Origin of the sequence: Bradyrhizobium sp. USDA 223 (assembly GCF_044909005.1) — a bacterium.
GTDB classification, from domain to species: domain Bacteria; phylum Pseudomonadota; class Alphaproteobacteria; order Rhizobiales; family Xanthobacteraceae; genus Bradyrhizobium; species Bradyrhizobium yuanmingense.
Genome location: NZ_JBIYDR010000001.1, coordinates 5,628,595 through 5,652,575 on the forward strand (window position 1 = coordinate 5,628,595; position 23,981 = coordinate 5,652,575).

The 23,981-nt window shown below is 65.1% G+C and carries 21 protein-coding genes; 3 read left to right on the forward strand and 18 right to left on the reverse strand.

The window, feature by feature from the left end:
* Positions 1-189: 189 nt before the first annotated feature.
* On the forward strand, positions 190-1,233 hold the full coding sequence (locus ABIA40_RS26120; protein ID WP_246732555.1) for an AI-2E family transporter: 1,044 nt from the start codon (positions 190-192) through the stop codon (positions 1,231-1,233).
* Positions 1,234-1,325: 92 nt separating this feature from the next.
* On the opposite strand, the gene ABIA40_RS26125 is transcribed toward ABIA40_RS26120, so the two are convergent.
* The 11 genes from ABIA40_RS26125 to ABIA40_RS26175 all read right to left on the reverse strand — a co-directional run bounded on the left by ABIA40_RS26125 (position 1,326) and on the right by ABIA40_RS26175 (position 12,802).
* Positions 1,326-2,498 carry an acetyl-CoA C-acyltransferase gene (locus tag ABIA40_RS26125; protein WP_271538953.1) on the reverse strand — a complete coding sequence of 391 codons (1,173 nt, stop codon included), beginning with the start codon at positions 2,496-2,498 and terminating at the stop codon, positions 1,326-1,328.
* 314 nt (positions 2,499-2,812) lie between these two features.
* Positions 2,813-4,402 carry a phosphoglycerate dehydrogenase gene (serA, locus tag ABIA40_RS26130; RefSeq protein WP_404543946.1) on the reverse strand — a complete coding sequence of 530 codons (1,590 nt, stop codon included), beginning with the start codon at positions 4,400-4,402 and terminating at the stop codon, positions 2,813-2,815.
* A 219-nt stretch (positions 4,403-4,621) separates the two neighbouring features.
* Positions 4,622-5,794, reverse strand: a complete 1,173-nt coding sequence (locus ABIA40_RS26135) for a phosphoserine transaminase (RefSeq protein WP_404543948.1) — start codon at positions 5,792-5,794, stop codon at positions 4,622-4,624.
* Positions 5,795-5,873: 79 nt separating this feature from the next.
* Positions 5,874-6,080 (reverse strand): hypothetical protein, encoded by a 207-nt coding sequence (locus ABIA40_RS26140; RefSeq protein WP_271538957.1) that lies wholly within the window; start codon positions 6,078-6,080, stop codon positions 5,874-5,876.
* Positions 6,081-6,240: 160 nt separating this feature from the next.
* Positions 6,241-6,705 (reverse strand): GNAT family N-acetyltransferase, encoded by a 465-nt coding sequence (locus ABIA40_RS26145; RefSeq protein WP_271538959.1) that lies wholly within the window; start codon positions 6,703-6,705, stop codon positions 6,241-6,243.
* A gap of 18 nt (positions 6,706-6,723) precedes the next feature.
* The gene (locus tag ABIA40_RS26150) at positions 6,724-7,314 is read right to left on the reverse strand and encodes a glutathione S-transferase family protein (RefSeq protein WP_404543950.1); all 591 of its coding nucleotides are present in this window, start codon (positions 7,312-7,314) and stop codon (positions 6,724-6,726) included.
* A 70-nt stretch (positions 7,315-7,384) separates the two neighbouring features.
* Positions 7,385-8,272: an outer membrane protein gene (locus tag ABIA40_RS26155; RefSeq protein WP_275508046.1), complete on the reverse strand. Its 888-nt coding sequence runs from the start codon at positions 8,270-8,272 to the stop codon at positions 7,385-7,387.
* Between the two features lie 166 nt (positions 8,273-8,438).
* A complete protein-coding gene (locus ABIA40_RS26160; RefSeq protein WP_157286559.1) occupies positions 8,439-9,269 on the reverse strand; it encodes an outer membrane protein in 831 nt (276 codons plus the stop codon).
* Between the two features lie 236 nt (positions 9,270-9,505).
* On the reverse strand, positions 9,506-10,756 hold the full coding sequence (locus ABIA40_RS26165; RefSeq protein WP_404543953.1) for an MFS transporter: 1,251 nt from the start codon (positions 10,754-10,756) through the stop codon (positions 9,506-9,508).
* A gap of 313 nt (positions 10,757-11,069) precedes the next feature.
* Positions 11,070-12,413: a phosphoglucosamine mutase gene (glmM, locus tag ABIA40_RS26170; protein ID WP_157286558.1), complete on the reverse strand. Its 1,344-nt coding sequence runs from the start codon at positions 12,411-12,413 to the stop codon at positions 11,070-11,072.
* 221 nt (positions 12,414-12,634) lie between these two features.
* Positions 12,635-12,802, reverse strand: coding sequence for a hypothetical protein (locus tag ABIA40_RS26175; RefSeq protein WP_167361667.1), 168 nt, complete (start codon positions 12,800-12,802; stop codon positions 12,635-12,637).
* A gap of 129 nt (positions 12,803-12,931) precedes the next feature.
* Here ABIA40_RS26175 and ABIA40_RS26180 point away from each other — a divergent pair, with 129 nt between their 5' ends.
* Positions 12,932-14,068: an alpha-hydroxy acid oxidase gene (locus ABIA40_RS26180; RefSeq protein ID WP_157286557.1), complete on the forward strand. Its 1,137-nt coding sequence runs from the start codon at positions 12,932-12,934 to the stop codon at positions 14,066-14,068.
* A gap of 229 nt (positions 14,069-14,297) precedes the next feature.
* Here ABIA40_RS26180 and ABIA40_RS26185 read toward each other — a convergent pair whose 3' ends face one another.
* The 7 genes from ABIA40_RS26185 to ABIA40_RS26215 form a co-directional block, all read right to left on the reverse strand.
* On the reverse strand, positions 14,298-14,924 hold the full coding sequence (locus ABIA40_RS26185; protein ID WP_271538969.1) for a hypothetical protein: 627 nt from the start codon (positions 14,922-14,924) through the stop codon (positions 14,298-14,300).
* Positions 14,925-14,980: 56 nt separating this feature from the next.
* Positions 14,981-15,820 carry a shikimate dehydrogenase gene (locus tag ABIA40_RS26190; RefSeq protein ID WP_404543957.1) on the reverse strand — a complete coding sequence of 280 codons (840 nt, stop codon included), beginning with the start codon at positions 15,818-15,820 and terminating at the stop codon, positions 14,981-14,983.
* Between the two features lie 66 nt (positions 15,821-15,886).
* Entirely contained in the window at positions 15,887-17,629 is a 1,743-nt protein-coding gene (locus ABIA40_RS26195; protein ID WP_404543960.1) for a SulP family inorganic anion transporter, read from the reverse strand.
* Between the two features lie 105 nt (positions 17,630-17,734).
* Positions 17,735-18,007, reverse strand: coding sequence for a helix-turn-helix transcriptional regulator (locus ABIA40_RS26200; RefSeq protein ID WP_338122806.1), 273 nt, complete (start codon positions 18,005-18,007; stop codon positions 17,735-17,737).
* A gap of 365 nt (positions 18,008-18,372) precedes the next feature.
* Positions 18,373-20,421, reverse strand: a complete 2,049-nt coding sequence (locus ABIA40_RS26205) for an elongation factor G (RefSeq protein ID WP_404543962.1) — start codon at positions 20,419-20,421, stop codon at positions 18,373-18,375.
* Between the two features lie 155 nt (positions 20,422-20,576).
* A complete protein-coding gene (locus tag ABIA40_RS26210) occupies positions 20,577-21,056 on the reverse strand; it encodes a DUF992 domain-containing protein (protein ID WP_404543965.1) in 480 nt (159 codons plus the stop codon).
* Positions 21,057-21,432: 376 nt separating this feature from the next.
* Positions 21,433-22,635, reverse strand: a complete 1,203-nt coding sequence (locus tag ABIA40_RS26215; RefSeq protein WP_036009490.1) for a pyridoxal phosphate-dependent aminotransferase — start codon at positions 22,633-22,635, stop codon at positions 21,433-21,435.
* Between the two features lie 592 nt (positions 22,636-23,227).
* Here ABIA40_RS26215 and ABIA40_RS26220 point away from each other — a divergent pair.
* On the forward strand, positions 23,228-23,878 hold the full coding sequence (locus tag ABIA40_RS26220) for a glutathione S-transferase family protein (RefSeq protein ID WP_404543968.1): 651 nt from the start codon (positions 23,228-23,230) through the stop codon (positions 23,876-23,878).
* Positions 23,879-23,981 lie beyond the last annotated feature (103 nt).

The window sequence follows — 23,981 nt, forward strand, 5'->3', positions numbered from 1 at the left end:
ACCGAAGGCCGCGTCGCGGCTTGAACTCGTGGCGTTCCTGTTCGTCCATTTTCAACAACGCGAATTTGCACTCGCCACGTCACCGCAATGTCCGAGCGACTGAAATCGGGGGCATCCAAGAAGACCCCTCCCCAGGGGAGCGATGCTGTTTCCGACCGAAAGCCGCTGCCTTCAGGCGCTTCGGCCCGCATGAATGCCCGTGTGGTTCTCGCGCTCGTGCTGGTCGCGCTCGCGCTCTGGACCGCGGCTGGATTTCTGACCGCGCTGATCTGGGCCGCGATTCTCGCAATCGCGCTTTGGCCGCTCTACGTCAGGTTCGCCCAACGCTTCGGCGCAGGGCCGACCACGCTGACCGCCCTGGCCTTTACGCTCATGGTCGCACTCGTTCTGATCGCGCCCATGTCGCTCGCGATCTACCAGATCGCGCAGCAGGGAGAGGCGTTGGTCAGCTCGCTGAAGAAGGCCGGCGAGAGCGGGATCGAAGTCCCGGATTGGCTTGCCCGCTTGCCCGTCGCCGCTGAGAGTATCGAGCAATGGTGGCGCACCAACCTCTCCGACCCCAAGGCGGCAAGCGAGTGGCTGAAGACGGTCAGCGCCGACAATGCATCGGATCTGTTTCGAACGTTTGGCGGGCAGCTACTCCACCGGCTGTTCATGATGTTCTTTTCGCTGTTGGCTCTGTTCGTGCTGCTCCGTCATGGCCGGCTGATCGCGAGCCGCTTTCTGGAAACGTGTGACCGGCTGTTTGGCGAAGCCGGCGAAGGTCTCGTCGCGAAGATGGTCGCGACCACCCGCGGCACCGTGAACGGCACGGTGCTGGTCGCCGTGGGCGAGGGATTGCTGATCGGCGTCGGCTATCTGGTCGCGGGCGTGCCGAACGCCGTCGTTTTCACGATCCTCACGGCGGCATTTGCGATGATCCCGTTCGGCGCCTGGCTGGCCTTCTCGGCCGCGGCGCTGGTGCTGGTGTCCGGTGGCGGCAGCGGGCTGGCGGCCGCAGGTGTGTTCTGCTGGGGCTCGATCGTGATGCTTGCCGGCGATCATTTCGTCTGGCCCACACTGGTCGGCGATTCGGCCCGGCTGCCGTTTCTCCTCGCTTTCGTCGGCATCTTCGGAGGCCTCGCCGCCTTCGGCCTCCTCGGCCTGTTCCTGGGTCCCGTGATCATGGCCGCCTTGCTGACGGTCTGGCGAGAGTGGATATTCCGTCCCAATGTTCGGGAGCAGTCGGGCTGAGCCGTCCGGCTTCGCCAACCCTCGCACGCCGCGGAACTGAAAAGGCACGGCGCTTCAATCGCGCCGTGCCTTCGCATGCGAGTCGCGTTGGATCAGTGATAGATCTCGAACAGGCCGGCGCCGCCCTGGCCGCCGCCGATGCACATCGTCACCACGCCCCACTTGGCCTTGCGGCGGGCGCCTTCCTGCAGCAGATGGCCGGTGAGACGGGCGCCGGTCATGCCGAAGGGATGGCCGATCGCGATCGAGCCGCCGTTGACGTTGTACTTGGCGGGATCGATGCCGAGCTGGTCGCGGCAATACAGGCACTGGCTGGCGAAGGCCTCGTTGAGCTCCCACAGATCGATGTCGTCGATCTTGAGGCCGGTGCGCTTGAGCAGCTTCGGAATCGCGAACACCGGGCCGATGCCCATCTCGTCCGGCTCGCAGCCGGCGGTCGCCCAGGCAACGAAGCGGCCGAGCGGCTTGAGGCCGCGCTTCTCGGCGTCCTTGGCTTCCATCAGCACCACCGCGGCGGCGCCGTCGGAGAGCTGGCTGGCATTGCCGGCGGTGACGAACTTGCCGGGCCCCTTCACCGGTTCGAGTTTTGCCAATCCTTCCATCGTGGTGTCAGGGCGATTGCATTCGTCGCGATCGACGGTGTAGTCGACGATGCTCTCGGCCTTGGTCTGCTTGTCGACGACCTTCATCTTCGTCTTCATCGGGACGATCTCGTCCTTGAACTTGTTCGCCTGCTGGGCCGCGGCCATGCGGCGCTGCGATTCCAGCGAGAACTCGTCCTGATATTCACGGCTGAGCTTGTAGCGCTCGGCGACGATGTCGGCGGTGTCGATCATCGCCATGAAGATGTCGGGAGCGACCTTGAGCAGCTCCGGATCGATAGATTCCTTCGGCGTGGCGCCGCCGGGAATCGAGATGCTCTCGACGCCGCCGGCGACGATGCAATCGGCGCCGTCGGAGCGGATCGAATTGGCGGCCATCGCGATGGTCTGCAGGCCCGACGAGCAGAAGCGGTTCACCGACACGCCGGCGGTGGTCTTCGGCAGGCCGGCGAGCAGCGCGGCCTGGCGGCCGATGTTCGGCGCGCCATGGGCGCAATTGCCGAGATAGCAGTCCTCGACATAGTCCTTCTCGACGCCGGCGCGGTCCACCGCGTGGTGAATGGCGTGGGCCGCGAGCGACATCGGCGGCGTGATGTTGAACCCGCCGCGGCCGGATTTCGCCAGGCCCGTGCGCGCATAGGAAACGATGACGGCTTCACGCATTGTTTTCTCCCTTGTCGAACGATTTGGAACGGAGCGTCCTAGCGCCATTGGTACACAAAGTCAGGAGGTCGCGGGGAAAATAAAACGCCGCCTCCGGTGAAGGAAGCGGCGTTGTTCCGCGGGTCGGAATATGTCTGTGGAAGGCGATGGAATTCGACTCTGTCGGCTCGCTGTGTCACCTCTCCCCGGCGGGGAGAGGTCGGATTGCGCCAGCAATCCGGGTGAGGGGCCGCAGCAATCTGTGAGAGCCTAACCCCTCACCCGGATCGCATCTTACGATGCGACCCGACCTCTCCCTTCGGGAGAGGTGAAGCTCAGAACGTCAGCGCCTTGGCCTGCTTGACCTGCGGCAGGGCCTGCACCTTAGCGAGCACGTCGGCCGGCACCACGCCGTCGACCTCGACCAGCGCAATGGCATCGCTACCGGGGGCGACGCGGCCGAGATGGAAGGTCGCAATGTTGATCTTGGCGTCGCCCAGAAGCCCCGCGAACTTGCCGATGAAGCCCGGCTTGTCCTCATTGGTGACGTAAATCATCGACTTGCCGAACTCGGCATCGACGCGGATGCCCTTGATGTCGACGAGGCGCGGCTTGCCGTCGGCGTAGACGGTCCCCGAGACCGACCGCTCCTGCCGCTCGGTGGTGACCGTGACGGTGATCAGGCTCTCATAGTCGCTCTGGGCGGCGCGGACGATCTCGTCCACCACCATGCCGCGCTCCTTTGCGACGACCGGCGCTGACACCACGTTGACCTCGCCCAGCATCGGCCGCAGCAAGCCCGACAGGACCGCGGAGGTGATCGCCTTGATCTTCATCTCGGCGACGTGGCCCTCATAGGTGATCTCGACCTTGAGGATGCCGCTCTCGGTGAGCTGTCCCGCGAACGAGCCGAGCTTCTCGGCGAGCGCGATGAACGGCTTCAGCTTCGGCGCCTCTTCCGCCGTGATCGAGGGGAAGTTGACCGCGTTCGAGATCGCGCCGGTGAGCAGGTAATCCGACATCTGCTCGGCGACCTGCAGCGCGACGTTCTCCTGCGCTTCGGTGGTGGAGGCGCCGAGATGCGGCGTGCAGATCACGTTGGGATGGCCGAATAGCACGCTCTTGGTCGCGGGCTCCTCGACGAAGACGTCGAAGGCGGCGCCGGCAATGTGCTTGGTGTTGAGCGCCTCGACCACCGCCTGCTCGTCGACGAGACCGCCGCGGGCGCAATTGATCAGGCGCACGCCCTTCTTCATCTTGGCGATCGCGGCCGCGTCGATGATGTTCTTGGTCTTCTCGGTCAGCGGCGTGTGCAGCGTGATGAAGTCGGCGCGCCTGAGCAGATCGTCGAGATCGACCTTCTCGACGCCGATGTCCTTGGCGCGCTCCGGCGACAGGAACGGGTCGAACGCGATCACCTTCATGCGCAGGCCGAGCGCGCGGTCGGCGACGATCGAGCCGATATTGCCGCAGCCGACGACGCCTAGCACCTTGCCGGTGATCTCCACGCCCATGAAGCGGTTCTTCTCCCACTTGCCGGCCTGCGTCGAGGCGTCGGCCTGCGGGATCTCGCGGGCGAGCGCGAGCATCAGGGTGATGGCGTGCTCGGCGGTCGTGATCGAATTGCCGAACGGCGTGTTCATCACGATGATGCCCTTGGCCGTCGCGGCCGGGATCTCGACATTGTCGACGCCGATGCCGGCGCGGCCGATCACCTTCAGCCTGGCCGCCTTCTCGAGGATCTTGGCGGTCGCCTTGGTCGCGGAGCGGATCGCAAGGCCGTCGTAATTGCCGATGATCTCGGCCAGCTTGTCCTTGTCCTTGCCGAGATTGGGCTGGAAGTCGACCTCGACGCCGCGATCCCTAAAGATCTGCACGGCAGCGGGCGAGAGCGCGTCGGAAATGAGAACTTTGGGTTTGGTCATGGGATTTGTCCTTCACCGTCCCTGAGGGAGGATCGGCCCGAGGGCCGGAAATGCGTGAGTGACTTGGAAGCTTGTTGGTCTCCCTCTCCCCGTTCTTACGGGGAGAGGGTTGGGGTGAGGGGCAGCCACAGGCGAAGTGCTCGTGGAGAGAGCCCCTCACCCGGATCGCTGCGCGACCCGGCCTCTCCCCGTAAGGACGGGGAGAGGCGAAGAAGAAACTTACGCTGCCTTGGGCAGAGCGGCCTTGGTCTCGGCGAAGGCCCAGTCGATCCACTGCGTCAGCAGCTCGACGTCCTTTGCTTCCACCGTCGCGCCGCACCAGATGCGCAGGCCCGCCGGCGCGTCGCGGTAATAGGCGAAGTCGTAGCCCGCGCCTTCCTTCTCGACGAGGGAAACCAGCTTCTTGCTGAACTCCGCCTGCGCGTCCTCGGACAGCGAGGTGATCGCGGGATCGGTGAACTTCAGGCACACGGAGGTGTTGGAGCGGATCGAAGCGTCCTTGGCGAGGAAGTCGATCCAGGGCGTCTTCGCCTTCCAGTCCGCCAGCACCTTGGTGTTGGCGTCGGCGCGCGCGATCAGCGCCTTGAGGCCGCCGATCGACTTGGCCCAGTTCAGCGCATCGAGATAATCCTCGACGCAGAGCATCGACGGCGTGTTGATGGTCTCGCCGACGAAGATGCCTTCGTTTAGCTTGCCGCCCTTGGTCATGCGGAAGATCTTCGGCAGCGGCCAGGCCGGCTTGTAGGTCTCGAGCCGCTCCACCGCGCGGGGCGAGAGGATCAGCATGCCATGCGCGGCCTCGCCGCCGAGCGCCTTCTGCCAGGAGAAGGTGACGACGTCGAGCTTGGCCCAGTCGAGCGGCTGTGCAAACGCGGCGGAGGTGGCGTCGCAGATGGTCAGGCCTTCGCGGCTCGCGCTGATCCAGTCCGCGTTCGGAACGCGCACGCCCGACGTCGTGCCGTTCCAGGTGAAGACGACGTCGGTCTTGGGATCGACCTTCGACAGATCCGGGATCTCACCGTAGGCCGCATTTAGCTTGGTGACGTCCTTGAGCTTCAATTCCTTGACGATGTCGCTGACCCAGCCCTCGCCGAAGGATTCCCAGGCGAGCGTGGTGACGGGACGTGCGCCGAGCAGCGACCACAGCGCCATCTCGACCGCGCCGGTATCGGAGGCCGGCACGATGCCGATGCGGTAATCGGCGGGGACCTCGAGCACTTCGCGCGTCAGGTCGATCGCGAGCTTGAGCTTGGTCTTGCCGATCTTCGCGCGATGCGAGCGGCCGAGAGCTGCGTCCTTGAGATTTTGGGCGTTCCAACCGGGGCGCTTGGCGCAGGGGCCGGAAGAGAAATGCGGCACGGTCGGCCGCGAAGCGGGCTTCGCTACAGTCATGATCTACCCTTCCAGATAGTAAGCCTCCCGTTGGGGGGAGGTGTCCCGCCGCGGCTGATACGGGAATCGGGAAGGTCCGTCAAGGAAGTTCCGGGGCCTCACGCGCCAGTGATGGCGTTTCCGGTGCAATATCGGGGGATTCGACAACAGCGAGCGCATTCAGCAAGTCCGTGGCATCGCTGATCAATTGCGCCGCCTTGCGGCGGCTTCCGACCTTCAAAATGCATTTTTCATTGGCCTGCACGACGTAGTCGTTGCCGACCTTGATCATCGAATAGCTTGTCATCGAAATATCCCGAACCGAGCGAGCCCGGTGTCAGATGCCCCCGTAGCACCCTTCGTTCCTTCATCAATGTGAACGACGGAGCGGTAGTTTACCGGCTCTTAACACGACTGAATGAAAAGCCCGCTTTTCGCCGGCTGCGCAGCGCTCGCGTCGCACTGCCTCAAAAGCGGACAGTCATGCCGACGTGACTCGCCGCAAAGCCGAGCCGCTTGTAGAAGCGCTGCGCATCGACGCGCGTCTGATGCGTGAGCAACTCGACCAGATTGCAGCCGCGCGCCTTTGCTTCCGTCACGGCCCATTGCACCAATTGCTCGCCGATGCCGCGGCTGCGACACTCGGTGGCAACGCGAACATCCTCGAGCAGGCCGCGCGATCCGCCTTGCGAGCTCAGGCCCGGGAGGATCGCGAGCTGCAGGCAGCCGACCACCCTGCCCTCACTCTCGGCAACCACCAGCGTCAGATTCGGATCGCGCGCGATCCGCGCGAATGCGTCGTAATAGGCGGCCGGCAACGGATCCTCCACGCGCTCGCGCGCGCGGCCGAGATGATCGTCCGCGAGCATCGCCACGATCGCGGCGACGTCCTCGCGGCGCGCGGGACGGATAGAGACCGCTTCGGCATTCATGTCAGGCGACTCCGCACCTCAGCGCGCCGGCGGAAGGCCGAGAAACGCTTCGACGTCGCCGATCCAGCGGCGGACGGAGGCATAGCGGCCGAGGTCGAAGCCGCCTTCATGCGCGAGGCGCGTATAGGCGAGCAGCGACACGTCGGCGAGCGACACCTCGTCGCCGGCGAAGAAGCGGCTGGCGGCGAGATGCTGCTCCATGCGGTCGAGCGCCGCATAGCCGCGCTTGACCTTTTCAGGATCGAGCTCGGAGGAATCCTTGCCGAGATAGACCATGAGGAAGCGGCACACGGCGATATAGGGCTCGTGGCTATACTGCTCCCAGAACAGCCATTCGTCCATCTTGGCCGCCGTGAAGGCGTCGCGCGGAACCAGCGCGCTGTCGCGGGCGAGATAGCGGATGATGGCGTTGGACTGGGCCAGCGTGCGGCCGTCGTCGAATGCGACGGTCGGCACCTGGCCGGCGCCGTTCATCTTCAGGAATTGCGGCGTGCGCGTCTCGCCCTTGCGGGTGTCGACCTCGATCCACTGGTAGGGCAATGCGAGCTTGTCGCAGACCCACTTCACCTTGAGACAATTGCCGGAATTGCTGTCGCCGTAGATCTTCATCGCTGCCGCCCCACTTTCGGGACGACAGAGCATCAGGACGAAGCGAAGCTGTCAACAAGAAGCGGACGGCTCAGAACTTGTAGCCGAGGCCGAGGCGCGCGTTGTTCAGCGTCACCTGCGTGTTCATGACGGGAGAGAATCTCACATATTCATATTCGATGCGGGCGAACAAGCCGTCCCAAACGCAGTATTCGAGCCCGAGGCCGGCGGTCCAACCCACGGCGTAAGTGTTGGTCCTGTGCTGACCTTGCGTGCCCGACTGCGCAGGAACCGGGCCCCACGTTCCAAGTGTCGTCGTGGTGTTGCCGAAGAAATCCGTCGTCGTCGTGTCCTGTCGCATCGACACGCTGCTGGTCACGGTGCGCGACACGTCCATTCGCCCGACGGCAGCGCCCATGAAGGCATAGGGCATGAAGCTGCCGCCGTCCCAGCCCACACGGCCGCGGAGCGTCACCATGTCCTTGACCTGGGCCGCCGCGGCACCCGTCAGCGTGACGGCATAGTTGTTGGTGACGCCGGGGGCCCGCACCTCACCAGGCGGGTTGACGATGACGAGCGAGTTGGATCCCGACGTCAATGTCGCCATGTTGTTGAAGTAGCTGTAGGTGCCCTCGAGACTGAGAACGGCATCATACCATTGCCAGTTGCGGCCGACGAAGCCACCGAAATTGGTGCTTTGAGTGTTGGTCTTGTTCAGCAGCGACCACGTCGAGGTCGGCCCCTGGAGTACGCTGTCGCGGAAGATGTAATTGGTCAGGCCGACCACGCTCTGGCTGAAATCCGTGGCATCTGCGGTATAACCGCCATGACCGCCGACATAGAAGCCATTCCAATTGACGGAGGTCTTCGACAGACCGTCGGCGAAGCCGCCGCGCAGCACGGGCAGGTCCGGCATGTCGGCCGCTTGCGCGGCAGACACCGTCCCCAACATCGCCGCTGCCAACACCAGCCTACGCATCACCACGCTCCATCGGACTCGAACTGTTGCGATGATCATCGCCTGTTAACCTTAACCAATGGTTGCGCCGGGCGCTTTCTGCGCACCTCGCCATGAAAAATACGCAAAGCAAAACGGCGCGGGATGATCCCGCGCCGTTAAGGAGTCCTAACCGATCAGCTTGCGATCAGCCCTTGGTGACCAGCGGCGGCGGCACGTAGGCCGGCGGGCTGTTGAGATCCCAGCGCACGCCGAGCTTGACGTCGTGCGAGGTGATGTCCCTGACCTTGATCGTGGTCGGGCCCGAGGCGCTGTTGTCGAACAGGCGGTAGTTGCCGGGCGCGGCATCGCCGAGGTTCATGTAGCTGTAGGCCAGTTCGACGGTGAAGCCGGGATTGACCTTGTAGGCAAGACCGGCGTGAGCGGCCCAGGCGAGGTTCCACTTTCCGTTGTCGGCGAAGTAGGCGACGCTGTTGTTGAGTAGCGGGCTGTAGGACACGCCGTCGTCGCGGAAGCCGCTGAGCTTGTTGTAGGAGCCGCCGACGCCCGCGCCGATGAACGGCGTGACGCACCACCAAGTGCCGAGGTCGACATAGGCGTTGGCCATCACGAGCCACTCGGACTTGCTGCCGCTGTAGTTGTTGACGCCGACGAAGCCGGGTCCCACGACATTGTCGCTACCGTGCAGATTGGCCTTGCCCCGGTACTGGCCGATCACGTCGGCGCGGAACCAGTTGTTGAAGCGATAGCCGACGCCGAGGCCGAACAGCGGCGAGGAGTCGAAGCCGAGGCCTTCCGTCGTCTTCGAGTACCCGGCCGGCAGGGCGCTCTCGATGCGCTTGGCGCTCTGGTTGGTCATGCCGATGTCGCCGCGCAGATACCAGCCGCCGAAGTCGGCGGGCGGAGCCGGCGGCGCGTACATCGGAGGGGGGGCGGCGATCGGCATATCGGCGGCGAACGCCATCGACGAGATCAGGGTTGCCGCACCCGCGGCAAGGAGAGACTTAACGCTACGCATTGCTTCGTCCTTATGGCCGGTGAGGCTGAATACGAGCGCCTCACGTTCTGGAAACTCACGGGGGGACGATGCCAGCAAATGTTTAAGCGCCACTTAACCCTAATTTTTAAGGTTGATTTTTTCTCACCCTACACGCGCGCGCCGTGCGAGCGTTGCAAAAATGCCGCGCCAAATGCGACATCGGCGCCGAATTCCCTAACGATGTGTGAAGCCGCAACGCGGCAAGAGAGGATGCGTTAACGCGCGTTTCGCGGCAGCTTGGGCAGGAACACCGCGAGCAGCCCGATCGCCGGCAGATAGGCGCAGACCTGGTAGACGAACTCGATCGAGGTGTGGTCGGCGAGCTTGCCCAGCACGGCCGCGCCCAGGCCCCCGATGCCGAAGGCGACGCCGAAGAACACGCCGGAGATCATGCCGAAGCGGTGCGGCACCAGCTCCTGCGCGAAGACGATGATCGACGACGTCGTCGAGGAGATGATCAGGCCGATGGCGACGCTGAGCACCGCGCTCGCAACGAGCCCGGCATAGGGCAGCGCCAGCGTGAACGGCAGCGCGCCGAGGATCGAGATCCAGATCACGATCTTGCGGCCGAAGCGGTCGCCCAGCGGACCGCCGAGAAACGCACCCACGGCGTTCGCCGCGAGAAAGACGAAGAGATAGATCTGGGCCGCCTGCGTCGAGACGCCGAAACGGTCGATCAGGTAGAAGATGTAATAGCTCGACAGGCTCGAAACGTAGAGCTGCTTGGAGAACAACAGCACGACGAGCACTGCGAGCGCTACCGCGACACGGCGCGAGCTCGGCGCGCCGGGCTGGCTGTGGACGGGCGCCGCTTTCTTCGTCGCGATCTGCGGCGCGTACCAGCGCCCGATGCGCCAGAGAATCAGGATGGCGAGGAACGCGATGGAGGAGAACCAGGCGATGCTGCCCTGCCCGAACGGCACCACGATCAACGCGGCAAGCACCGGCCCCATCGAGGTGCCGAAGCTGCCGCCGAGCTGGAACACCGATTGCGCAAAGCCGTAGCGCCCGCCCGAGGCGAGCCGCGCGATGCGCGCCGATTCCGGGTGAAATACCGCCGAGCCGAGGCCGACCAGCGCGGCGGCGACGAGGATGACGAGATATTGGTGCGCGACGCTGAGCAGCAGCAGGCCGAAGAAGGTCGAGGCCATGCCGACCGCGAGCGAATAGGGCTGCGCCTTCTTGTCGGTGTAGTGCCCGACCACCGGCTGCAACAGCGAGGCCGTGAACTGGAACGCCAGCGTGATCATGCCGATCTGCGCGAAGTCGAGCGCGTAGGCGTCCTTTAGGATCGGGTACACCGAGGCGATCAGCGACTGCATGGTGTCGTTGAGGAAGTGCGAGACGCTGATGCCGGCGAGCACGATATAGGCCGGCCCCGCCGCCTTGGGGGCGGCCGGCGCCAATTCGGCGACGACGACGGGCTCGGTCAGCGTTTCCTCTGAGACGACGACAGGCTTGTTCAAGGCGGCAATCCGGCGCGGCAGATTGCCGCGAGGTGCTGATTACGACGCAAGCGGCGGCGGGACCATCGTCAATCGCAAATGGCTGGGATGCGTATCTTACCCTCTCCGCGAATCCGATATCGTAGGGTGGGCAAAGGCGCCCCTGCGCCGTGCCCACCATCTTTCCGATATGCGACAGACGCGTGGGCACGCTTCGCTTTGCCCACCCTACGATACTTGTAGCCCGGATGGAGCGCAGCGTAATCCGGGACCTTTATCGCCCGTCGCACGAATCCCGGATTTCGCTGCGCTCCATCCGGGCTACGATCGCGCCCTACGCCGCGGCCTGCCCCAATGCCGAAACGATGGTGTCGACGACGTCCTCGACGAGGTGACGGTCCTCGCCTTCGCCCATGACGCGGATCACGGGCTCGGTGCCGGAGGAGCGGATCAAGAGGCGGCCGTGGCCGTTGAGGCGCTTCTCGCCGTCGGAGATCGCCGACTTGACGTCGGAATCATCGAGCGGCCTGCCGCCCTTGTGGCGGACGTTCTTGAGGATCTGCGGTAGCGGATCGAAGCGGTGGCAGACCTCGGACACCGGGCGGCGCAGCTTCTGCACCACGGCGAGCACCTGCAATGCGGCGACAAAACCGTCGCCGGTCGTGGCGTAGTCGGACAGGATAATGTGGCCGGACTGCTCGCCACCAAGATTGTAGCCGCCGTTCAGCATCTGCTCGAGCACGTAGCGGTCGCCGACCGGCGTGCGCACCAGCTCGAGCCCCTGCCCTTGCAGGAAGCGCTCCAGCCCGAGATTGGACATCACGGTGGCAACGATGCCGGGACGCGAGAGGCGTCCATCCTCCTTCCAGCTCTGCGCGATCACCGCGAGCAGCTGGTCGCCGTCGACGACATGGCCGCGCTCGTCGACCAGGATGACGCGATCGGCGTCGCCGTCCAGCGCAATGCCGATGTCGGCGCGCATCTCGCGCACCTTCTTCGACAGCGCCTCCGGCGAGGTCGAGCCGCAATCCTTGTTGATGTTGAAGCCGTCGGGCTCGACGCCGATCGGCACCACGTCGGCGCCCAATTCCCACAGTGCCTCGGGCACCACCTTGTAGGCGGCGCCGTTGGCGCAATCGATCACGACGCGCAGGCCCTCGAGCGAAAGGTCGCGCGGCAGCGTGCGCTTGGCGAATTCGATGTAGCGGTCGTGCACGCCGTCGATGCGGCGGGCACGGCCGAGGCTCGCGCTCTGGGCGAGCCGCTTGTCGAGGGATTCGTCGAGCAGCTGCTCGATCTGCCGCTCGACGTCGTCGGAGAGCTTGAAGCCCTGCGGGCCGAACAGCTTGATGCCGTTGTCCTCGAACAGATTGTGCGAGGCGGAGATCATGACGCCGAGATCGGCGCGCATCGACTTGGTCAGCATCGCGACCGCCGGCGTCGGCATCGGGCCGACCAGCAGCACGTCCATGCCGACCGAGGTGAAGCCTGCCACCATGGCGTATTCGATCATGTAGCCGGACAGACGGGTGTCCTTGCCGATCACGACGCGGTGGCGGTGGTCGCCGCGCTGAAACGCAAGGCCCGCGGCCTGGCCGACCTTGAGCGCGAGCTCCGGCGTGATCAGTCCGTTGGCGCGGCCCCTAATCCCGTCCGTCCCGAAATATTTGCGGCTCATATCGTCCCCCAAGCAGCAACCAGGGACTCCCCTCTACAACCACGGGCTGCCCCAACGGGACCCGCATCCCTGATTTGCCGAGGTCTTATAAAGCTATCGCGGCTAACTTGGCTTCAAAAAATGTGATGAATCATTACGGAACCGGCGCCGCGACCGCCCCCGATAACACATTGTTAACATTGCAATTCCAGCGTGACCAGCGAAAAGCGGTGGAACTCGCCTTAATCCGAGCGCTTCACATGGCCGTCCGCGCGGCTGGGCGCCGGCTGGGTGACGTTAACGGGATCGGAGCCCGGGAAGGTCTCCTCCAGCCCTTCTTCGAGCGCCTCCTCGAGATCATGCTTCTCCTTGATCTCTTCCGGCGAAGGTCCTGCGTGCGGCTTCGTCATGACGCTCTCCCTGGCACTCTCCTTCCAAAACGTTCTGCAAACGATTTGGCTGTGCATCCAACCATGCTAGATGACCCCGAAATCTTCCGATGCAAGACTGTTTGGTACGTGACGGGCCGGGGAAACGACATGAAGCATATTACCTGTATCGACGATCTTCGCACGCTGCATCGGCGCCGCGTGCCGAAGGCATTCTTCGACTATTGCGACCGCGGCTCCTACGCGGAGGAGACGCTGCGCGCCAACCGCGAGGACATGCAGGCGATCAAGTTCCGCCAGCGCATCCTGGTCGACGTCTCCAAGCGCGACACCTCGACCACGATCCTCGGCGAGCCGTCGACGATGCCGCTGATCCTCGCGCCGGTCGGCCTGCTCGGCATGCAGCACGGCGACGGCGAGATCCACGCCTGCCGCGCCGCGCAGGCCGCCGGCATTCCGTTCACGCAATCGACGATGTCGATCTGCTCGATCGAGGACATCGCCGCCAGCGTCGAGAAGCCGTTCTGGTTCCAGCTCTACGTCATGAAGGACCGCGGCTTCATCAAGGAATTGATCCAGCGCGCGATCGCAGCCAAGTGCAGCGCGCTGGTGCTCACGGTCGACCTGCAGGTGATCGGCCAGCGCCACGCCGACATCAAGAACGGCATGACGGTGCCACCGGAATGGTCGCTGTCGAAGCTGCTGGACTTCGCCAGCAAGCCGGCCTGGGTCTCCGGCGTGCTGCAGGGCAAGCGCCGCACCTTCGGCAACATCGCCGGCCACGTGAAGAACACCGAGGATCTCAACCGCCTCGCCGAATGGACCGCCTCGCAGTTCGACACCTCCTTGAACTGGAAGGACGTCGAGTGGGTCCGCAGCATCTGGCCGGGCAAGCTGATCATCAAGGGCATCCTCGACGTCGAGGACGCCGAGGAAGCCGCCAAGACCGGCGCGCAGGCGCTCGTGGTCTCCAACCACGGCGGCCGCCAGCTCGACGGCGCGCCGTCCTCGATCGAGGTCCTGCCCGAGATCGCGGACGCGGTGGGCGACAGGATGGAGATCATGTTCGACGGCGGCATCCGCTCCGGCCAGGACGTGATGCGCGCGCTGGCGCTCGGCGCAAAGTCCTGCATGATCGGCCGCGCCTATGCCTATGGCTTAGGTGCCGGCGGCCAGGCCGGCGTCGCCAAGGCGATCGACATCATCCAGAAGGAGCTGCTCACTACGATGGGCCTGTGCGGCGTCAACCGGGTGGACGAGATCGACGATCACGTGATTGCGGTGTGAGCGCGTCTGCCGGGATGCCGCAGCAATAATCACGGTCGTCCCGGACAAGCGCGCCCAAAGCGCGCGCCGATCCGGGACCCATAGCCACAGGCAGGTGTGGCTATGGGGACTCGGATTGGCCTGCTTCGCGCAAAAACTTTTCCCTGTGGTTATGGGTCCCGGATCTGCGCTGACGCTTGTCCGGGACGACGGCGGTGTTTGAGGCGGCAGGTGCGCGTCTCACAGCCCCTCACATCGGCGGCGTCAGGCCGTCGCGGCCGACGCTGACGCGGTTGGTCTCGAACGAGCCGTCGGGCAATTGCTTCATGAAGGCGATCACCTTGGCGCCGGGCTTCAGCTCGGATTTGTCGCCGGGCACGAAGGTCACGACCGGCGTGTCGTCGGCGACGAACACCTTCTTCTCGCCGTCCTTGTACTTGACCAGCAGCGTGTGACCGTCATTGCCGACGACGCTCTCCGCGACGGTCGCATTGGTCATGCTGGAGTTGGGCTTGAGGTCCCAAGGTCGCGAACCTTCCCCGGTGCCGCGCATGCTTTCCGGAAACACGTGCACCTCGACGGCGTTCTGGCTGCCGTCCGGTCCCGGCACGGTGGTGGCGCCGATGAACGAGCCCGGCTTGATGTCGGCGAGTGAAATCTTCGTGACGCCCGACACGTTCACGTCGGAGGCGAGGCGAAGCTTAACCTCTTCACCGCTGCGCGACTTGACCTGCATAGTGTCGCCATTGACGCTTTCGATGGTGCCGCGCACGCGCGTCGGCACCGGCGCTCTCTGGGCGAAGGCGCAGTAGGTCGAGACGACCACCATCGCGACGGCGATCAGTGGACGTGTGAAGGTTGCACGTTGAACAGTCATGACGGTCTCCGTTGCCCCCAGGAATAGAGAACTCCGAAAGACCCTGCGCTATTCTCTCAAGACTTCGTGAGATCGGCCTCAACCAATGCGCGCAGCTCGGCGGTGACCTCGGGGCGCCGCCCGAACCACAGCTCGAAACCGCGCACCGCCTGATGCAGCAGCATGCCGAGCCCGTCGGCGGTCTTCAGGCCGCGCGCCGCCGCCGCGGCGAGCAGCGGCGTCACCAGGGGAACGTAGACGAGGTCGCCGACGACGGCATCTTGCGGCAGGCGCGCGAGGTCGACGTCGAGTGAAGGCTGGCCATGCATGCCGAGCGAGGTCGTGTTCACGAGAAGTTTTGCGCGCGGCAGCACGTCGCCGATCGCGTCCCACGGCAGCGGATGCACGTTCGATCCGAACTGTTGTGCCAGCGTCTCGGCCCGCGCCATGGAGCGATTGGCGACATGCACGCAGCTGATGCCGCGTTCCAGCAGGCCGAACACGACCGCGCGCGAGGAGCCGCCGGCGCCCAGCACCAGCGCCGCCTCGGCCATGTCCCAGCCGGGCGCGCTGGCGTCGAGATTGTTGATGAAGCCTTCGACATCGGTGTTGGTTGAGCGCAGCTCGCCGTCGGCGAACCACAGCGTGTTCGCGGCGCCGACGGCCCTGGCGCGGGCGTCGGGCGTCGACAGCGCCAGCACGGCTTCCTTATGCGGGATGGTGACGTTGGCACCGACGAAGCCGCGCAGCGACAGTCGCAGCACGAAATCGCGCAAATCCTCGGGCGGCACCGCCTCGATGACATAGCCGCCCTCGAGATCGAGCGTGCGCAGCCAGTGATGGTGGATCAGCGGCGAGCGCGAATGCGCGGCCGGCCATCCGATCAGACAGGCTGCAGGGGGCTTGGGCGCGGTCATCTTTCCCTCGGGTCGTTTCCGAGGCGATCCATTTCGCGTCGCGCCCGCTCTGTCAAGCGCGCGTGGTCAGCTCGCAGCGGTCTCGTCGGCGGCCCGGCCCTTGATGTCGGCGATGGCGCGCTCGAGGCTCGTGCGGTAGCGCGCGCGCGGCGGCGTGACGCCATGGGTGAGCAGCGCGCGGCGGACCGCGGGCGAGGCCCCCGTGATGAACAGCCGGATGCCCTGGCGGTGCGCCTTGGCGGCGACGCGGCCGATCACGTTGGCCGCGGTCGAATCCAGGAACGGCACCGCGGCGAAATCGACCACGAAGGCCTTACGCCTGTCGGCAATGCCGTCGAGCACGCTGCCGATCGCCGAGGCCGCGCCGAAGAAGAACGCGCCGGTGATGCGATAGACCAGCACGTCGCGGTCGACCGCAAGCGCGGGATCGTAACGCACACGGTCGCCGTTGCCGTCATCGGGGCGATCATCAGCAACCAGTGGCGTCCGCTCCTCGATGCCGGTCATCTCCGCCATGCGATGGATGAAAAGCACCGCGCCGAGCGCGAAGCCGACCAGGATGCCCTCGGTGAGATCGCGGAAGATCGTGAGCAGGAAGGTCGCGAGCAGCACCACGGCATCGCCCCATGACGAGCGCACGAGCGTCGCGAATTCGTGCTTCTCCGCCATGGTCCAGGCCACCACGACCAGCACCGCGGCGAGCGCGGCCAGAGGGATGTAGCTTGCGAGCGGGGCCGCGACCAGCATGAACAGCAGCAGGAACACCGAATGCAGCATGCCGGCGAGCGGCCCGCGCGCGCCGGCGCGGATGTTGGTCGCGGTGCGCGCGATCAGCCCGGTGACGCAGATGCCGCCGAACAGCGCCGAGCCGATATTGGCCGCGCCTTGCGCCACCAGCTCGCAATTGGAGCGGTGACGGCGGCCGGTCATGCCGTCGGCGACCACCGCCGACAACAGCGATTCGATCGCCGCCAGCAGCGCAAACGCGATCGCATCCGGCAGCACCGCCCTTGCCTTCTCCAGCGAGAATGCGGGCAGCGCCGGCGAGGGCAATTCGCGCGGGATGCCGCCGAAGCGCGAGCCGATCGTTTCCACCGGCAACGAGAATATCGCGCACACGAAGGCGGCGAAGACGACCGCGATCAGGATGCCGGGCCAGGAGGGACGCCAGACCCGCAACGAGGCGATGATGGCGATGCTGACGATCGCGACCAGCACTGCGGATGGATTGATCGTGTTGAGGCCGCCGGCGAGCGCGACGAGCTTCGGCACGAACTCGCTCGGCTCCTTCCCCGCGAGCGTGATGCCGAAGAGATCGCGGAGCTGGCTGGCAAGGATGATGACGGCGATGCCGGCGGTGAAGCCGACCGTGACCGGATAGGGAATGAACTTGATGTAGGTGCCGACCCTGAGCAGCCCTGCGCCGATCAGGAACAGGCCCGCCATCATGGTGGCGAGGATAACTCCGTCGACGCCGTGCCGCTCCGCAGTCGCCGCGACCAGAACGATGAAGGCGCCGGCAGGGCCGCCGATCTGGAACCGGCTGCCGCCGAGTATGGAGGCGATGAAGCCGCCGGCGACGGCGGTGTAGAGGCCGCGGTCCGGCGTCACGCCCGAGGCGATCGCGATCGCCATCGACAGCGGCAGCGCGACGATCGCGACTGTGAGGCCGGCGAAGACGTCGGCGCGGAAATCCGCAAGGCCGTAGCCTTCGCGAAAGACGGTGACGAGCTTCGGCAGATACAGTTCGGCAAAGGTCGGCTGACGCAGCTGGTGCAGCCGTCCTGCCTGATCGCTCGTGATGCTCATGTCAGCAAAGTGCTCCGCTGGCCCCACAATGCTCCGAAGCATCGTGCGTCCTAAGGTGCGACGATGCGCTAGCCCATCTTGATCCCGGGCACGATCAACGCGCGATCATGCTCCGACCCGGCGCGGCGGCCCCGGCTCTTTCAAGCGAACGCCACGTCCGCCGCCGTCGCTGCGGGCCTGCTCGCCGATCAGCTCGACGCCGGCCCGGTCGAACGCCTCGACTACCTTGATCAAGGTCTCGACCACGCCACGAACATTGCCGGTGGAGGCCTCCATCCGCTGGATGGTCGGCAGCGACACGCCGGCGAGCTCGGCCAGGGTTTTCTGGTCGATGCCGAGCAACGCGCGGGCTGCCCGCATCTGGAACGAAGTGATCACCTTGGCCTCAGTTACGAGCAGTTATAAGTGATATCTAGAACATATACAATGATATAAAATACATCATACGGTGGCGAAAGCAAGGGAGGCGTCGTCCATAGCCTCCGTCATTGCGAGCGTAGCGAAGCAATCCAGAATCTTTCCGCGGAGGGATTTCTGGATGGCTTCGCTGCGCTCGCAATGACGGAGTGTGGTGCAGTGGCATACGAGAATCTCATGTCCCGGACGCGCTGCAACGCACTTGGCGTTGCTGCGCGGAGCCGGGACCCAGAAATTCCAAGCACGCTGATACATGGGCCCCGGCTCTGCAGCGCACCGCTGAAGGAGCGCTGCGCTGCGTCCGGGGCACGAGATCGCCTACCCGATCACGCCGCGTGCTGATGTGCGGCGATGATCTGGTCGGCGGCGCGGCCGGTGACTTCGGCCATGTGGTCGAACTGGCGCGTGAAGCTGCCGGCGCCAGCGGTGGCCGAGCGCAGCTCCACGATCAGCTCGCCGATCTCCGCTTCCGGCATCATGGCGCGGACACAGTCCCAGCCGGTCCAGCCCTCGCGGGTGTCGAAGCCGAGAATCTGGCCGCGCCGCGCCGACAGGATCGCGTTGATCTTGGCGGTGGCGTCGGTCGGGCAGACGATCTCGACCATGTGGATCGGCTCCAGCAGCACCGGCTGGCATTGCGGCAGGCCTTCGTTGAGCCCGACCCGCGCGGCCGTGCGGAAGGCGAGATCGGAGCTATCGACGCTGTGATAGGAGCCGTCGGTCAGCGTCACCTGCACGTCGGTGACGGGGAAGCCGAGCGGACCGCGCGCCAATCCATCGACGACGCCCTCCTCCACCGCCGGGATGTAGTTGCGCGGCACCGCGCCGCCCACCACCTTCTCGGCGAACTTGAAGCCGTCGCCGCGCGGCAGCGGCGTGATGTCGAGCACGACATCGCCGAACTGGCCGTGGCCGCCGGACTGCTTCTTGTGGCGGCCGCGCTGGGTGATCGGCTTGCGGATGGTCTCCTGATAGCCGATCGCGGGCGGATGCGAGGTGATCTTGACGCCGAAGCGGTCGCGCAAGCGCTCGCTGGCGACGCGCAGATGCATCTCGCCCTGGCCCCACAGCACGGTGTCGTGAGTCTTGGCGTTCTGCACGATCATGAGCGAGGGATCCTCCTCATGCAGGCGCGTCAGCGCCTGGCCAAGCTTGACGTCATCCTTGCGGTCGGTGGCCGCGACCGAGATCGCGAGCACCGGCGGCGTCGGCTCGATCGTGATCAATGCCGCGGGCGCCGTCTTGCCGCTCGAAACTGTGTCACCGGTCTTGACCGGATCGAGCTTGGCGAGGGCCACGGTCTCGCCGGCTTCGGCCGAGGCGCGCTTGGTGTCGTAGGCGCCGTTGACGGCGAGGATGCCGGAGATGCGCCCAGCACCGCCGGATGAGGATTGCAGCGTGGCGCCGTCGTCGAGATGGCCGGCGAGCAGCCGCGTCAGCGACAACTTTCCGCCGTGCTGCGAATGCAGCGTCTTGAAGACATAGCCGAGCGCGTCCTTGGCCTCGGATACGCCAAGACGTTTTGCGGTCTCCGCAACGCCGGGCGCCTCGTGACGCAACGCCTTCATCAGGCGCAACACGCCGTTTTCGCGCACGGCGGCGCCCAGCAGCACCGGGCAAATCAGCCCTTCCCGCAATTCGCGGGCGAGATCGTCGAAGACGGCATCGCGCGGCGGCTGGATGTCCTCGAGCAGCTGCTCCATCAGCGCATCGTCGTGGTCGGCGAGCTTCTCCAGCATCGAAAAGCGGGCTTCCTTCTCGCGATCGAGATTGCCGCCCTCGAGCGCGATCACCTCGGAGGCCTTGTGCTCGCGATAGATGAAGGCGCGCTCCAGCGCGAGATCGACGAAGCCCTCGATCAGCTCGCCCTTCCAGATCGGGATCTGGCGCAACACCAGCGGCACGCGCGAGGCGGGCTGCAGCATCGCCAGCGTCTCGCGGATGCGCTGGCTGGCGCGGTCGATCTTGTTGAGGAACAGGAAACGCGGAATCTTCAGCTCCTCCAGCTCGCGCAGGATGATCTGAAGCTGCGGCAGCTTCTTCTCGTCGGCCTCGCAGACCACGATTGCGGCGTCGACCGCCGGCAACGCGGCGCGCATGTCGTGGGCAAACTCGACGGAACCGGGACAATCGAGGAAGGTGTAGCTATCGCCCATGAAACTCGTGGTGGCAGCAGTGAGGCCGACGGTCATCTTGTGATGACGGGCCTCGGGCGTGGCGTCGCCGACGGACGTTCCGGCATCGACGCTGCCGGCGCGCGGGATTGCACCCGTTCGCGCCAATATTGCTTCCAGAAGTGTGGTTTTACCGCTTTGGAAAGGGCCCACCAGCGCGATGCACCGTGGACCTCGGGGACTTCTGACGTCTTGTCCCATTTCGCCGCCTCCTTGGTGTGGAGCTCGGCCCGTGATTGGGTCGGCAAACGCCGATGCTCTGCCCCTCCCCGAGATTTGGCAAGCATCAAACGTCGCTGCGGTGCGTCGTCAGCAAAATCGCGCCGCTTCGCGCGGCGCGATCACACGCAGAAGTGTCAACGGCCCGGACGGAGTTCCAGGCTCTCGAGGCCGGCGGCGATGTTGAGGCCGACCTGGCCCTGCACGCTCAGCGGCTGCAGCGCGATCGAATTGTTTGAGCCGCCGACCAGCACGTTGCCCCCCAAGCCGACACCGACCGAGGCGCTGCCCTGCGCGCCGACGTAATTGCCGGAGAGGTCGCCGGGGCCGAGCCGGTCGACCGGCGCGAACACGCCCCAGGCCAAAGCCGTCTCCTGGGTGATGCCGATGTCGAGGCCCACTTTCCGGATGGTTGCGACGTAGCGGTCGTCGGGCAAGCCGTCGGCGCGCAGCACGCAGCCGAGATGAGTCACCGACCCCACGATGAAGCCGACGCTGGCGCCGCCGCGGCATTCGAGCACGCCGACCCGCGCCATCCGCTGCTGCGCGCCGGTGTTCACGACGGAGGCCGTGAGGCCGGCAGCGGTGAGTGCGGCGAAGAGGAACGAACGGCGCATGAATGTCTCCGGCGAAAAGTGTGATGCGAGCAGAGAGAGCGCCCCACCCGTGTTGCGGGTCTATGCCACAAGAGCCGCGGCCGTGCCAGATCGCGTGCAACTAAAACCGGATTCGCGGAGAGAGCCCCTCACCCCACCCTCTCCCCGTAAGAACGGGGCGAGGTAGTGAGAGAGCGACACGTCCCTCACAGTGCAAACTCGCCGGCCTTGCTTAACCTCTCCCCGCCCTTCTGCGGGGAGAGGTCGGATTGCGCAGCAATCCGGGTGAGGGGCCGCGCACAACGCGACCAGAAGCAAAAGTCCATCCGACTCAGCTCATAAAAACAACAAAAAAGGCCCGCCGCGGCGGGCCTTTTCATTGGCACTGTCTTCGGCTTTACCGCAGATTGCCGCAGAAGCGCTGGATGCGCTTGCAGGCGTCTTCGAGGTCCGAAGTCTTGGTCGCGTAGGATATACGGAACGCCGGTCCAAGGCCGAAGGCCGACCCCTGCACCACGGCGACGCCTTCGGTCTCCAAAAGCTCGGTGACGAAGTCCTCGTCATTGGCGATCACCTTGCCCGACGGCGCGGTCTTGCCGATCGTGCCGGCGCACGACGGATAGACGTAGAACGCGCCTTCGGGACGCGGGCACTCGATTCCCTTGGCCTGATTGAGCATGGAGACGACGAGGTCGCGCCGCTCCTTGAACACCTTGTTGTTGGCGGGGATGAAGTCCTGCGGACCGTTCAGCGCCTCGACCGCGGCCCATTGTGCGATCGACGAGGGGTTCGAGGTCGACTGCGACTGGATCGTCGACATCGCCTTGATGAGCTGCGCGGGACCGCCGGCGTAGCCGATGCGCCAGCCGGTCATGCAATAGGCCTTCGAGACGCCGTTCACGGTGAGCGTGCGGTCGTAGAGTTTCGGCTCGACCTGCGCGACCGTGGTGAACTGGAAGTCGTCATAGACGAGATGCTCGTACATGTCGTCGGTCATCACCCAGACGTGGGGATGCTTCACCAGCACGTCGGTGAGCGCTTTCAGTTCCGAACGCGTGTAGGCAGCTCCGGTCGGGTTCGACGGCGAGCACAGGATGACCCATTTGGTCTTCGGCGTGATCGCGCGCTCGAGCGCCTCGGCCTGGAGCTTGAAGCCGGTCGCGGCGGTGCAGACCACCGGCACCGGCTCGCCGCCCGCGAGCGCGACCATCTCGGGATAGCTGACCCAATAGGGCGCGGGAATGATTACCTCGTCGCCCGGATTGATGGTCGCCATCAACGCGTTGTAGAGCACCTGCTTGCCGCCGGTGCCGACGATGATCTGGTTCGGCTTGTAGGCGACGCCGTTCTCGCGCTGAAATTTCGCGATGATGGCTTCCTTCAGCTCGGGAATGCCGTCGACCGCGGTGTACTTGGTCTTGCCGGCCTCGATGGCGCGGATCGCCGCCAGCTTGATGTTGGCGGGCGTGTCGAAGTCGGGCTCGCCGGCACCGAGGCCGATGACGTTGCGGCCCGCCGCTTTCAGCGCGCGTGCTTTATCCGTGACCGCGATGGTCGCGGACGGCTTCACACGGTCGAGCGCAGCGGCAAGGAAGGACATCATCATCTCCTGGCGAGCGTCGTGAAGCCCTTCGCCTCACGACTCCAATTGTGGGAATGAGCCACCCTAAAACGTGTGCCGCTGGGCCGCAAGAAACTTCGGCCCGATCCCGGAAAAGTTTACGATTTGGAGTGGTTCAAGCCACGATTTCCCGCAATTTTGCGCAACATTGCCTCCGGAATTGCTCATATCCGACAAGGCCTGTCCTCGGAGCAATTCTGGATGGTGCACGTCTCCAGGAAACCGCTCGTCGTCATGCCCGGGCTTGTCCCGGGCATCCACGTTCTTCGTGCGGCAAGTGAGTCGTGGATGGCCGGGTCAAGCCCGGCCATGACGATGCGGAAACACTGGCGTCCTAATCTCGATCGTCTATGCGGTAGCCTACGTAGAGCGATGTGTCCGCAGATTGACGTACATGTGAACTGAACTGCATCGTCGCGGAAACGATCTTCCTTGCCATTGCAGTGCGGTAGGGTTTTCGAGTTTTTCTATCGGACGGCACTTGCGGCGGATTCGCATCGGCATCATTGTTTAGCCGCCTCGCGGGGCAACGGGCGCCGCGTCTTCTCGTCCTCGGATTTCGAACGCCAGAATGTACAAGCTCTATTCGATGCAACGCTCGGGCAACAGCTACAAGGTCCGCCTTGCGCTGGCGCTGCTCAACCTGCCTTACGAAGCAGTGGAGGTGGACATTCTGCGCGGCGAGAGCCGCACGCCGGATTTCCTGTCCAAGAACCCGTCGGGGCAGGTGCCGCTGCTCGAGGTCGGCGAGGACCGCTATCTCGCCGAGTCCAACGCCATCCTCTGGTACGTTGCCGTCGGCACGCCGCTCGCGCCGGAAAACCGCATCGACCGCGCCGAGGCGCTGCAATGGATGTTCTTCGAGCAGCACGCGCTGGAGCCCAATATCGGCGCGGCCTATTTCTGGCTGTCGCTGGTCAAGGGCGGCCGCGACCTGCAGACCCATTCGCTGGAGGACTGGATGGAGCGCGGCTATGGCGCGCTCCAGGTGATGGAGAACCACCTCAAGACCACCCCCTACTTCGCTGCGCGCCAACTCACGGTCGCCGACATCGCGCTGTACGGCTACACCCACCTCGCCGACCGCTGCGACTTCGACCTCCAGGCCTTCCCGGCGATCCGGGACTGGCTGAAACGCGTCGAAGCCACGCCCGGCTTCGTGACCATGGACTGGCGCCCGGCCGACATCGACGACCCCGCCAGCATCGCCGCGAACGCCTGACGACGCGTCCGCTCCGGCGAATAGCGGGTATAAAGGTAATATTTGCCGCAATCTGGCCATTTTCAGCGCTAAGGCCGCCGCAATCTTGCCGGTTGAAACTGGG